This is a genomic window from Caldalkalibacillus thermarum, assembly GCF_014644735.1.
Lineage (GTDB): Bacteria > Bacillota > Bacilli > Caldalkalibacillales > Caldalkalibacillaceae > Caldalkalibacillus > Caldalkalibacillus thermarum.
Map to the genome: position 1 here is coordinate 1 of NZ_BMKZ01000056.1, position 12,628 is coordinate 12,628.

Annotated in this window: 16 protein-coding genes; all 16 read right to left on the reverse strand. The window is 49.0% G+C overall.

What is annotated here, in order from left to right; translation table 11 throughout:
- Positions 1–204 (reverse strand): hypothetical protein (locus IEW48_RS15030; RefSeq protein WP_229704079.1); only part of this gene is annotated, 204 nt, incomplete at its 3' end.
- Positions 205–223: 19 nt separating this feature from the next.
- On the reverse strand, positions 224–853 hold the full coding sequence (locus IEW48_RS15035; protein ID WP_188624478.1) for a TadE/TadG family type IV pilus assembly protein: 630 nt from the start codon (positions 851–853) through the stop codon (positions 224–226).
- Between the two features lie 35 nt (positions 854–888).
- On the reverse strand, positions 889–2,757 hold the full coding sequence (locus IEW48_RS15040) for an outer membrane protein assembly factor BamB family protein (RefSeq protein ID WP_188624479.1): 1,869 nt from the start codon (positions 2,755–2,757) through the stop codon (positions 889–891).
- Between the two features lie 48 nt (positions 2,758–2,805).
- Positions 2,806–3,702 carry a hypothetical protein gene (locus IEW48_RS15045; RefSeq protein ID WP_188624480.1) on the reverse strand — a complete coding sequence of 299 codons (897 nt, stop codon included), beginning with the start codon at positions 3,700–3,702 and terminating at the stop codon, positions 2,806–2,808.
- Between the two features lie 20 nt (positions 3,703–3,722).
- Complete coding sequence (locus IEW48_RS15050) at positions 3,723–4,082, reverse strand: hypothetical protein (RefSeq protein ID WP_188624481.1); 360 nt, start codon at positions 4,080–4,082, stop codon at positions 3,723–3,725.
- 43 nt (positions 4,083–4,125) lie between these two features.
- Positions 4,126–4,551, reverse strand: coding sequence for an A24 family peptidase (locus tag IEW48_RS15055; protein WP_188624482.1), 426 nt, complete (start codon positions 4,549–4,551; stop codon positions 4,126–4,128).
- Between the two features lie 137 nt (positions 4,552–4,688).
- Positions 4,689–5,135 (reverse strand): TadE/TadG family type IV pilus assembly protein, encoded by a 447-nt coding sequence (locus IEW48_RS15060; protein WP_188624483.1) that lies wholly within the window; start codon positions 5,133–5,135, stop codon positions 4,689–4,691.
- Between the two features lie 60 nt (positions 5,136–5,195).
- Complete coding sequence (locus IEW48_RS15065) at positions 5,196–5,426, reverse strand: Flp family type IVb pilin (protein ID WP_188624484.1); 231 nt, start codon at positions 5,424–5,426, stop codon at positions 5,196–5,198.
- The gene (locus IEW48_RS15070) at positions 5,407–5,787 is read right to left on the reverse strand and encodes a DUF192 domain-containing protein (protein ID WP_188624485.1); all 381 of its coding nucleotides are present in this window, start codon (positions 5,785–5,787) and stop codon (positions 5,407–5,409) included. The genes IEW48_RS15065 and IEW48_RS15070 overlap by 20 nt, the downstream gene beginning before the upstream one ends.
- Positions 5,784–6,665, reverse strand: a complete 882-nt coding sequence (locus IEW48_RS15075) for a type II secretion system F family protein (protein ID WP_188624486.1) — start codon at positions 6,663–6,665, stop codon at positions 5,784–5,786. Before IEW48_RS15075 ends, IEW48_RS15070 begins: the two co-directional genes overlap by 4 nt.
- 100 nt (positions 6,666–6,765) lie before the next feature.
- Entirely contained in the window at positions 6,766–7,608 is an 843-nt protein-coding gene (locus IEW48_RS15080) for a type II secretion system F family protein (RefSeq protein ID WP_188624487.1), read from the reverse strand.
- The gene (locus tag IEW48_RS15085; protein ID WP_188624488.1) at positions 7,605–8,870 is read right to left on the reverse strand and encodes a TadA family conjugal transfer-associated ATPase; all 1,266 of its coding nucleotides are present in this window, start codon (positions 8,868–8,870) and stop codon (positions 7,605–7,607) included. The genes IEW48_RS15080 and IEW48_RS15085 overlap by 4 nt, the downstream gene beginning before the upstream one ends.
- Positions 8,867–10,384, reverse strand: coding sequence for a CpaE/TadZ family protein (locus IEW48_RS15090; RefSeq protein ID WP_188624489.1), 1,518 nt, complete (start codon positions 10,382–10,384; stop codon positions 8,867–8,869). The genes IEW48_RS15085 and IEW48_RS15090 overlap by 4 nt, the downstream gene beginning before the upstream one ends.
- Positions 10,384–11,070 (reverse strand): Flp pilus assembly protein CpaB, encoded by a 687-nt coding sequence (cpaB, locus tag IEW48_RS15095; RefSeq protein WP_188624490.1) that lies wholly within the window; start codon positions 11,068–11,070, stop codon positions 10,384–10,386. The genes IEW48_RS15090 and cpaB overlap by 1 nt, the downstream gene beginning before the upstream one ends.
- Positions 11,071–11,093: 23 nt before the next feature.
- Positions 11,094–11,441, reverse strand: coding sequence for a thioredoxin family protein (locus IEW48_RS15100; RefSeq protein ID WP_188624491.1), 348 nt, complete (start codon positions 11,439–11,441; stop codon positions 11,094–11,096).
- 137 nt (positions 11,442–11,578) lie between these two features.
- Positions 11,579–12,628 (reverse strand): PKD domain-containing protein (locus tag IEW48_RS15105; RefSeq protein ID WP_188624492.1); only part of this gene is annotated, 1,050 nt, incomplete at its 5' end.

The window sequence follows — 12,628 nt, forward strand, 5'->3', positions numbered from 1 at the left end:
AAACGCCTTTCTGATATGAAGCATATGAAAAAGATACCAAGAGTGAATCGCATCCCGTTTTTCGTACACTTTTGCCGGTTTTCTTTTGCGAAGCTCGTCACAAAAAAGAACCAGTGCTTTCTTTGCCTGCTGGTTCTTTTCCTCTCCCTTGTCATTCCACCAGTCTGCATGAGGGTCAATGATCTGGTATAACTCCCTGTCCATATGACCTTTCCTCCTTGTGTCATTCCCTCAAAACCGCTTTTGCATCAACCGACTTGTGAACATTGACCGAATGAGGAACAGTCTCACCAAAGAATCCCTGTACAAACGATGGCAAATAGCGGTGTAAAACCCGAACCTCCCCTTCCATCTGAAGCACATCCAGTTCCTTTTGTTCAGGCTCCACCCACAAGACCCGGTTGTCTCCCTCGTTCAGCCCCATTTCCTGTGCATTGCGCCAGAACACATCCTGAGCAACCCTGTAAGCCGCATCACGTTCAATTTCCACCCAGTCCGCCACTAAACTCCCCTGTTCCTCGTGCAAGCGGTACTGCCAACCAACTAACACTTCACGGTAGTAAGGAGGCACACGGCGGCACTCCCTGCCTGCAGGAGTATTCACACATTCCTGATTGAACACTTCTTCACGGCGAATGATGGGAATTCGTTCAGCCTGCTGTTCGTACTCGTAAAACTCATGGTGGCTGGACTGGGCGGCTCCGGCCAATGCCCCGGCATCCAGTGACTTGTACAGGTCACCCTGTACAATACGCACTGCACCAATGTCCACAATGAGAAATAAAATCAGAAGAAAACAGACGGCGGTCATGGCAAACAGAGGCATGACCACGCCTTTCTCGTTTTTGTGCATGATGTAACCTCCCTTTGTCTTCACTCAACGTGAAGCTAGCGCACCCTGATAGCCCGTGTTTGTCTGTCCGTTATCCGGTGTTCCGTCCAACGTTTCACACAACGGTCTCCTTCCCAGTTAAAGCCTTCCGGGCAATTGATGGGTATGGCTGGGGTGACTTCGTAATAACGCCTGATGATGTTGTCGCTTCTGACCGGCTCATCCACCTCATTACGCACGTCCACCTCAAGACGAATCTCCTTCTTGCCTCTGGACGGTGTGGCCACCTGCGCCGGAACGGTAATCCACTGTCCAATCAATTCTCCACTTCTCAAACGGTTGTATCGCTCTTCCCTGACCATCACGTTGTTGACGTAAAGACGCACGGAAAACGGCTGGTTAATGTCACGAGTGCCGATGTTCCACGGCCCGAAATAAACTGGAAGCGGCGCACCCTGTGGAATGGTTTCCTGTGCATGGACACGACCCGTCAGACTGAGCGGCATCATGAACGGAAAGTCTTCCGTGGAGAAGGCATACAGGTTGCCGTTGTTTCCGCTTCGGTTGGGTGTTGCACCATCATTGGCCCCAAAAACGATATGACCGTTGGCCACCATGATCTCTGTGGCAATTCCCTGCCCTTGATAGATACTTTCTGGCCTTCCACCTTCAAAACGGACAGACATAAGATCACGATTCCCCTGCCGTGCTACAGGTCTGGCCTGTCCATTGGACAGATTGACCGCCCGCAGAACCCCACGGGTATTACCGAACAGCACAATCCGCTGGTTGCCCTGCACGATGATGACCGGAGCCGAGGATATTTCTCCCTGATAGTTGCCCGTTGAAAGAGGCTCCCCTGCCGATGTTCTCGCCCAGCGCACCTGACCGTTAGTCACGTTAAAGGCGGCAATCATGCCCCGGTTACGCCCTCCTTGATAGCGATACGGAATAACCAGTGTATCCCCATACAGTGCAGGAGAGTTATTTACCATTGTGGTGGCCGAACTGGAATGACGGTAACGGGTGTTTTTCCACACCTGCCGTCCCGTGGAGGCATTGACCGCATACACCGCACCGCTTTTGTCGGCAAAATAAATACGATCCCTTCTTTCGTCATAAACGATACTGGCCGCCACGCCGTTGTCCGTACGGAAAGGACGGCTCCACACAAATTCAAAACCGGGAGCCCGTCCCCGCCCCCGGTCAATGACCCGGATGGCATCGACAAACCCCGGTCTGTTCTGACCCCGATAGTTAATCGGCACAAAAATGATCGGCCCCCGGCTGGTCTGTTTGACCGCCACCGTACCGGTGATTTCAGCCGGAGAGTCGCCGTAGTTTATAAAATCCCGTTGATCATGTTTTGCCAAAAAAAGCCTTGCCCTTTCTCCCGTGGAATAGACCAAAAGGTCTTCTCCCAATACGGTAGGAGCCGCCACCACACGTGCGCCAGCACTAAACCATCGTTCAATTCTCATCGTAGAAGGATTAATCCTTGCCACCCTGTTGTCCCCCGTCCCCACATAAATCCTGTTCCTTATAGGATCATACGTGGGATGACTGGCCACATGGGGATTGTCACTGATTCTCACCCGCTGAACCTGTTCATTGTTGATTCCCCGCTGTCTCAAAAAGGAACTGACCGTAAGGGGCTGGTCATAAAAGTTGAGATTGAGCGGAATTTTGTACAAAAAACCACCGGCCACATGGTAAATGTACGTACCATCCGTAACCGGTGATGAGATGGACCAGCCGATGTTTTCCACTTCCCACTTTTTGTACAACGGGGGCATAGCCTTTTGGTCCACCGCTGTCCGCTGACGGGTGTCGTCCCGGCCAAAAGCGGGCCAGTTGGACGCTTCCACCGCCAACGGTTGCAAAAAAACAAGCAAAGCCAGAACAAACAGACTGATCCGTTTCAAAACTGCTCCCCTCCCAAAAGAAAAAGACCCTCATGGGTCTTGTAATGATTATGGTCTAAGTCTGTCGCTTGCATCATATCCCGGCCCATCATTGTATTCCTCCACAGGAGGCAAGTCATCCTGCCAGCCGTCATTATTTGAACCACCATTGTTACCGGAAGAGCCACCGCCACCGGATGAACCGCCAGATGAGCCGCTACCGGATGAACCACCAGAAGAACCACTTCCAGAACCACCGCTACCGGATGAACCACCAGAAGAACCGCTTCCAGAACCACTGCTACCGGATGAACCACCAGATGAGCCACTTCTCGATGAACCACCGCTACCGGAGGAACTGCCGGAACCCGGTTTTACAATATGCGATTCTCGTGTTCCACTGGAAGAACTGCCGGAAGAACCGGATGAACCGCTTTTCTTCTCACCGCCGGACGATCCACCGGATGAACTGCTACCAGACGATGAACCGGATGAACTGCTTGAAGATGAACCACCGGAAGAACCGGACGAACTACTGCTACCGGAGGAACTGCTACCGGATGAACTGCTTTTCTTCTCACCGCCGGAGGAACCGCCGGATGAACTTCCAGACGATCCACCCGAAGAAGAAGTGTTGTTCTTGGCTACTGGTGCATCCTGCTTGGGTTTACTGTCTTCTCGTTTCTCTTCCTTCACTTCCCGCTTATTCTTCTCTTCCTTCGTTTCTTCCTGTTCCTCTTCTTCTGCCGCTTCTTCCTCCACCTCACGCACAGGCACAATGTCCTCCACCCATGCGATGGATTCCTCTTCCTCTTCCAGCCCCCACAACTCACGTTCAGGCTCAGGCTGATTGAACGCATAAACAATGGTTCCTACTGCCAAAACAGAGACGGCACAAATCAAGGCCAACTGCCACTTGGGCATCTCACTTAAAATGTATTTGATTTTTTCCTTCAGTTTGCTCATACAAATTCCTCCTTATTTGATTATCTCAAATCAAAAAAATAGTACCGACCACTGTCTTCCAGAAACTCCATGCGATACTGCCGTTCGGTTTCCTTGTTTGTTACTATAACGATATTCGGATTGTTTTCAGAAATCTCAAACTCAAAATCAGACAAGCTGAAATCGGAAAAACGGGGAGCCAACTCTACCAAAATATAATCCGTTGGGTAAAGCAGGGCTGGAGAACGGTTGATTTTGTCAATCCGTTTACCATCAGCGTCTATTAATGCCTTAACAAACGTTTTTGCCGCTGAAATCTGATCCTTGTTATCTATGTTTCCTCCACATCCACTTAACACCAAAGCACTGATCAACAGAACTATTATCCAATGAATACGCATATCCAGTCCTCCTTTTGTTTTTGATGTGGTATACGCATACCACCTAGAAATACGGCCACCATAAAACCACCATCACGCCCATGCCCAGCGCAGGGGCATACGGAATAGGTTCTGTTCTCACTTCACGGTAAGACCGTTTCTTGACAAGCAGTTTGTATACCAGTACGCTGAGCGTAATGATAAAACCAAAGATACTGGCCACGACAAAGGATAACAGCACCACGCCAAATGAAGTCCATGCTCCTATCCCTGCCATCAGTTTCACGTCACCCATCCCCACCTGATTGAACCATGCGGGAATAAAAAACAGAAGTCCGCTTAAGAAACCGGCCACAACGGCTTGCCAAAGACCGGTCATGCCGCCGTCAATGGTTTTGAAAACAATCGCTGAAACGAAAAGGGGATAGGTGAGCCAGTTGGGAATGATCATCTTCTCCAGATCAGTGATCACGGCCACGATCACAGCCACCGATACAACCACCACAACCACTCCGGTAATGTCAACTCACCTCCCTCGAACAACAGCCACCAGCCCACCATCAGTAACACGAGGAAAACGATGATACCGAACATGAAACTTTTCAGCCATTGTGTGCCATCCATTCATTACCCATCCCCCAAACGGGTTTCATCCAGAAAGGTGGCTGAAGAACGAATGGGAATGTACGTGCCCCAAAAGTCGGGGTTACCCAAAAGGGAACCAATCATGGGGACAACCGTGGGCTGGCGGTAATTGACGGTGACCGTCACCGTACCGTCCCTGTTTCTGGTAATTAATATATCGGATTTAGGATCAAAAGTTTTCAGATTTTCATAATTATACATTAATCCACCTTCGATCACACGCCTTTCGGCAATCATGCGTATCGTTTCTTCTTCTGTGGTTACCGCTGCTACCCGTCCAGCTTCATGGCTGGCATGGCTGACGGTCACTTTGGCATTGATGGCTAATGCCAGAATGAGACCGACTACAATAAGAAAAAGAAAGACAGGTAGAATAAGAGCAAATTCGACAAAAGCCTGTCCTCTGTTGTTTTTTATATTTGGACACACCTGTCTGTTTCACCTCTTTTTTGGAAATTTAGAAAGGCCTCGCAAAAGGAGGCCGTGTTTTTACCACCCCTGATTCGGTTGACGAACTTTAATAGCGTTATTGATGTCACTAAACATGGCCATAATCCGATCGCCAAACAGAACCATGACCAAGACGATGACTAAGATGGCTCCACCAATTATCATGCCGTATTCCATCCAAGTCTGTCCTTCCTGTTTTCTGAGACGAAGATTCAGTGTGCCTAACATAACCAAGAAAACCATCAGTGATTTATAAATGCGTTCTACCATACAAAAAACCTCCTGTTTTGTTTTTTTGATCAATATACAAGCGACTGCCGGGCAACACGTTGCCCAAGGCTCCGACCGGCACTTCCAGCACCATTTTGGCTTCCCTGACTATGGGCGAAATCTTGCCCGGCGGGAAATCCAACAGTGCTTTCAGCACCTTGCCGGACTGATCCAGAAAATAGACATCCAGCGACTGGTGCATGAAAAAGGTGTGTATGCTCTTCGTTGGTAACAGCATCCCCCCTTTCCAGTCATAACGGAACAACAGTCCCCTCATCCTCAGCCACAACGTATCGGCCACCAGCACTTCACATCGGTAGAGTCCGTTCGTGATGGTGACTTTCTTTATTGGCCGCCTCACAACAGACCACTCTGCCCGAAAGAGGCCAGCACCGGTGCAAAGAGAATGGCCATCATCGGTACGAGGATGAAAAAGAAGATAGGGAACAGAATCTTAATCCCCATCTTCTGTATTTCACGATCAATTTCATGGCGGCGGTGTGTTCTTAAGGCAAAGGAAAACTGGCGCAAGGCATGAACAACATCCATGCCAGCCCCATAGCGGTTGGCCTGTGAAATAATGGTGATCAATCCATCCAGCATGGGATGGTTGATCCGTGTGCCCATTTTGTGCAACGCTTCGGTAAACCCTTCCCGTTGCCCCTGCTTGAGCATGGCTTCCATATCCTCACCCAAAGGCCCGCCCACCGCCTTGGCCGCCTTTTCCATGCCGCCATAAAGAGACGAGCCTGTCTCAAGCATCAAGGCCAGTACATCTGTAAAGGGCAACAGGTCTTCACCTATCTGCCTGCGTCTGGTTCGCCATTTGCGATGAATGATCATTTTGGGATACATGAAACCGTAAAAACTAAACAAAACGGCAATGATGACACCCACACTTCCAGCAATAAGGGCTGTGCCGCCAAACAACAGACCGATCAATCCCCCGGCCAACTGTCTGCTCACAAGCTGTTCCGCCGTGATTCTTTCCCCGGCCTGATCCAGCAGACGGTTCAGCTTCTCTTTCTGCTTATCGTTTCTGACCAGTGCCTGTGCCACGACTTCCAGCTTGCGGGCAAGATTGTCAAACAATGTTTTTGCTTCCTCAACCGGAACAAAGGCTCTGGAAGAAGTGTCAGCCAGAATGACGGCATCCAACACGTAACGCCTGTGGGAAACAATCATGTAGATACCGGTGACAATAAGAAAAACACTCAATCCTGTCAGTAGTCCTGTCAAAAAGAATCCCCCTCCTTTTGTCTTGAATTCGCACAGCCGGGACACTTCGCTATGTCTTTACTTCGTAAAGACAACCCGGCAGAACCGGGACGCTTCGCTATTAAACTCTGATCATGCGGCGAACGAAGAAAAACCCGAAAATCATGAGGACATAGCAGAAAAAGGTCATCAGTTGCACACCGACAAGGTCACTGCCCCCCAGTGTCGGATTGTCCGTAAAAAAGCTGAAAGCTTTCAGTACGGCCGGCACACCAATACCGATCCCCAACAGCAACAAGGCCGTCAGTTGACCCTGTGTCGTCTTGGCCACCATTTCCTCACGTAACAGTCTGCGGTTTCGTGTGTCTTCAGCAAACATTTCCGCCACCTGACTCAAGTCGGCCCCGTTTCTCTGCGCTTCCTCAAAAGAAGCGGAAAGCATTTTCAGGTCTTTCAGTTCTGGCAGTTCATCCGCCAGCTTGCGGAAAGCCTCCACCGGGGGTTGACCCAAATCCTTGACCGTGGCAAAAGCCTTTCTGAAATGAGGACGGATCAGTTCTCCTGTCTTGTCGGAAGCCAAATACTCCAGAAACTGATACATCCCCCCGCCGCCTCTTAAAACATTGACCCCCTGATACAAAGCTTCTTCCAGTTCCTTTTCCATTTTCCGCACTTTTTTCTCATAACGCTCCCGTGACAAGAGAAAGGGGATGACAGCACCAACACCTGCCATCATTGCTCCCCATACAACTCCGCCAACCAGATACCAGCCTCCTGCAAAAAAGAACACGGCATAACCAATGACAGCCAGTACCATCTTCACTCTTTCAGCCGGAATATTAAGCTCCAGCTTCTTTTTCTGACCCAGAATGACTTCCTCTACCCGCCTTTTTCTGTACGTTGTGAGTTCATATAACCCCAGCAACAGAAAAAGAACGGCCAATGCGGTGAATACAAAGATCAAACGGCTTCCTCTCCTTCCCATGACCAGATTGGCTCTTTAGGTTCTTCCTGTTTTCTGAGCAATGGAGATGACCAGTCCACCCCAAACTTGACGGTACGTTCCAACAATTCCTGACTAGGTTCACCCACTTTTTGCAACGAGCCATTCTTAAAAACAAACAGATTGTTGACCTGAACGACACCGTCTTTGACACCTGTAATTTCGGCGATCTGCACCACCCGGCGTTTGCCGTCCACCTGTTCAGCATGAACGCCAATATCTATGGCACTGGCAACACGTTTTAAAATCACATCCGGTGAAAGGACGGGGTTTCCCTCGGAGATCAAGTCGGGCAGACGGTTATTGGCCATACTTTCCACGTTGTCCGCATGGATTGTACTCATGGAGCCGGAGTGGCCGGTCATCATGGCCTGTACCATATCCACCGCCGTTCCGTCCCTGATCTCACCAACAATGATTCTGTCCGGAGCCTGCCGCAGGCTGTTTTTGACCAAATCCCTTACAGTGACTTCACCTTCGCCCTGCATGTTGGCCCCTCTGGCTTCCATTCTTCTGACCCATTTGCCTTTGAGATTCAATTCAGCAGGGTCTTCAATGACGACAATGGACTCCATCTCACCCCAAAATTCGGACAGACAGTTGAGCAGTGTGGTTTTACCTGACGATGTCCCGCCGCTGACAATGATGTTGGCCCGTCCACGGGTCATTTTGGCCAGAAAATCAGCGGCCTCCCATGTGAGAGAGCCGCTTTTGATCAGATCATATATGGTGAGCGAACGCTTGAATTTGCGGATGGTCACCTGTGTACCGTCCACTGCAATGGGCGGAATGACCGCATTGAGACGGCTTCCATCAGGCAGTCTGGCATCCACTCTGGGTTCAGACTCGTCCAGACGCTTGCCCACCGGAGCAATAATCTTTTCCAGTGTGTTTCTCAAGTGCTGGTCATCACGGAATCTGGCTTCCGTCTTAATCCGTTCCCCGTCTTTTTCTATCACGATTTTGTCATAGCCATAAATCCATATCTCTGTCACGGACGGGTCATTTAAAAACTCCTGTATGGGACCGAAGCCGGTCACATCCTGTATCAATTCCTCAATGAACTGTTCCCTCACCCTGAAGTCCAGCTTCAACCCCCGGCGGGAGATGGCATCAAGAATTTGCATATAAACCTCTTCACGTGTGGCGTTTTCCTTGATGGTTTTTTCCATCTCCGCCAGTATGGCATAACGTGTTTCGTTAAGCTCCTGCTCACTGATCATGCGGAAAACCTCCCGAACAGACGGCTGAAAAAGCCCTGTTTCTTCTGCTCATGCTCAGCAGGCAGATAGTCCTTGATGATGTTATAGGCAATTCTTTCAATCTCCTGAGCGGCCGGAGATTTTTCGTTTAATGCCAATGGTTTCCCTTCGCTCAGTGCTTCCAGAACAAGCGGGTCTTCCGGCACTTCTCCCACCACAGGGATACCGATATACCGCTTCACTTCCTGTATGGATAGAGGCGGTCTGCCTTTGCGTGGAATCTTGTTGATAATCAGCCCCGCTTTGCTGAAATTGATGTTATGTTCTTCCAAGGAGCGTTTTGCTCTTGTCATGTCCCTCACGGCTGGTGTATCCGGTGTTGTGATGAACAGGGGGTGTGTCGCCCTTGACATGGCCAGCAGGGAGGATTTGCGGAGTGAATAGCCCATGTCCACCACGACAATATCAAAAATCTTGCTCATGCCATCTATCACTCTGGTTGCCTGTTGCTGATCAAGCATAAATTCCATTTCCGGTCTTTCCGGCCCTGCCAGTATGGCCACTTTGGACGGGCCATGGAACGTGAACAGGTTTTTGACGTACTCAAAGTCAAAATTGTCTTCCTTTGGCCAGTCAATGACGCTTCCTCTGGGTACAAGCTGAAGGCTGGCCGCCACATCACCAAAGTCAACGTCAAAGTCAGCCAGTCCCACGTTAAAAGCGTTCTGTTCACCCAGATATTTGGCAGACACCTTGCGTAAGGCAACAGCAAGGTTCAGGCTTGTGGTGGTTTTTCCCACACCGCCTTTGGGTGAATAGACGGTAATAATCATCTTCGGGCGTGGGGGCTGAAAGCCATATCCGCCATAAAACTGCTGTGATCCCGTCTGAATCATCTGTTGCCCGTGTGGGTGCTGTCCCTGTGCTGGCTGTTCACCAAAAACGCCTTGTTGCTGTCCATACTGTTGATTGAAGGGGCTGGGCTGGGACGGCTGAGACCACGGCCCATGCTGTGGTTGCTGTGGTGATTGTTGCTGTAGAAACGTAAATGGCTGTTGCCCGGTTTGTGCAGGTTCTGTATTCCCTCCACCAAAACCCGGAGTTGCGGTTTGCTCCGGTTCGTTATACTGAAACGCCTGCTGTGGCTCCCACTCAAAAGTGGGTGTTTCAGAAACCTGCTTGTCAACAAACAAAGCAGGCAACTCCTGTTCAATCTCATGAAGCGGTTTAGGTAGCAAAGCCTTGACTCCCCACTGTTTGGCTTTCTGTTCCATGTCAGCGGTAATGTTTTCTGATGTCACAACCACCTTCACGTTTGGCATTTCCTGCTTCATACGTTGACAAAATTCTTCAATACCCTGCACTTTTTCGTCAATAACCACCAGATACGGATTGATTTCTTTCGCTTTTTCCAATGCATAGGAAACAGAAGGAGTCAACAGACCAATGTTGACTCCTTCCACCTTCACCAGCGATCTGGCGGCATTTTGTGCATCGTTCTGATTGGTTTCAATGACAATCACCTGTTTTTGCATTAAGCATCACCCTCCATATGTTCTTCCACATCCTCTTCTTCCACATTACTAACAGAGTCAAATTGATCGTCCAAATCCACATCCTGCCCGGCGCTGTACGGCACTAAAGTAATCTGTACCTGATTCATCACCGGCAGGATGGTCTGTATCTGATCATGCGTTAGTGCCAATATGATTCCTTGCGGATCATCTGGATTGGCAATCCCAAGTACCAATACACGTTCAGCCAACAGAACGCTTTCGACAGCCTCATCCGTTTCAAAAACAGTGTACAGGTCAACGGTGTTGCCCGGTTGAACACGTCTCAAAAGCGGATTCTGGCTTGGCAGGGCAAAAGCCCTTAACTCGGCATCACCAAAACTGGTGAGCAGGGAAGCAAAGTCATTTTGCCCTTCTACACTGAGATGGTCCCTTTGCACCTGACTTCCAGCAACAATCATGGTGCGGGTGAAACGGTCAACCACCTGTTCAAGCGACTGTGCCGCCTGTGGAGCCACGCTGTTGGCCGGAAGGTACACCACCATAACATCTTCCGGCGTGATCTGGGTGTATGCCGGAATGTCCGTTTTGGCCACCACTACCGGCGTATCTCCGGTTGCCTTGCTGACGGTTGTGGAAGCTACTACACCCGCAATAACGGCAAGTACAATTCCAACAAGAATAAATCCTATTCCCTTGATTCTCAATGCATTCGTCTCCTTTCTTTTTGTTACAGATCAAGTGAATCCATAATTTTTTTCAGTTGGTCACTGCTGTTGAAGCCTTCCATCACATAATGAAGCTCACCCCCTATGTAATATTCCAGTTTTGGTTTGGCCATTTGTCCACCGAAGAAATTTCCTGTTTTCGTAACATCAACGGCGTAAATTGGGATGTCTCTATAGACATCTCGAAAATTTTGCAACTCCTGTCCCATCAACTGACAGACCTGACATTCCGGCGAATAATAGATAACCCCAAAAGTGTCTCCTTTTGCTATTTTCTGTTCCAGTTGTTTGGCCGAAATATCGGGGACAGAAGGAAAACCCTGATTTACAATCAAATGCTGAGCAACCAATCCTGCCCCTATGCCAACCAAAAAGATCAAACCAAGAGTTATACCGAATTTTATCTTCCCAATATCATCTACCCCTTCCTGCTCCCATTGTTTTGATCGAAAAAGGGCAACGGAACATATCCGTTACCCTTTTTTCATCATTTAGTCAAATGAATCAAAGTATCCAAACGCCCAGCAATGCGCACGGTCACTTCTTTTGTATGTGTGCGTCCATCACTGGTTTTAAACTCGAAAACAAAGGTATATTCACCTTCCTCCAAACCTGCAAATTGTGGATCATATAACACGGAAGACCAAATTTCCCCTTGTTTAACAAGTTCAATACGATTTTCTCCTACATTAAACGGAGAAAGAACAGTAATGGATTCAGTTCTCCTGCTACCCTTTGCTTCCAGAAGGAACGGTTCTCCAGCAAAGAATGTTGCGCTTAACAGTCCAAGACGGCTTCTGCGTTCTTCCCATGACGGCACATGTTTGACTGAAGCTTCAAAAATATGTTGAACGAAGATATTCACCGTTTTCTTGTCTTTTGCTCCGTCCGGATCAGTAACAGTAAGAGTGACCTGCCACATTCCGTCTCTATCAAATATGAATGTAGGATTAGTGTCACTGCCCATGTTGATGACCCGACCATTAGGATCAATAGCTATCCATTCAAAGCTTAATGTTTCAAACGGATCGTCAGGATCTCGTGAAGTATTGATAAACTGCACTTCATCATCTTCACGTGGATTAAGCGGTGTCCAAGTAAAACCTGCTACAGGCGCAAGGTTTTGTACTTGAAGGCTTCTTGTTACACTGTGGCTGGCTCCAAACGGATCAGTAACAGTCAATCTGATCTGCCATGTGCCTTTAATATTAAACACTTGTACTGGATTGGCCACAGTGGAAAATTGTGTCCATGTACTGCTACCCGGTGCTTGGAACTCCCAACGGTAGGTCAGCTTGTCACCATCTGGGTCTGTTGAGCGGTTCGTAAACGTTACTTCCGTGTCGTGATAGATCGTGTTTGGAGAAAAAGTAAAATCAGCTACTGGGTTTCGATTTTGTACCGTCAACGATTGCGTACGGCTATGACTTGCTCCAAATGGATCAGTAACGGTTAACCTGATCTGCCACGTTCCTTGCTGGTTAAATACACGAGATGGATTGGCCGCAGTGGAAAACTGTGTCCATGTACTGCTACC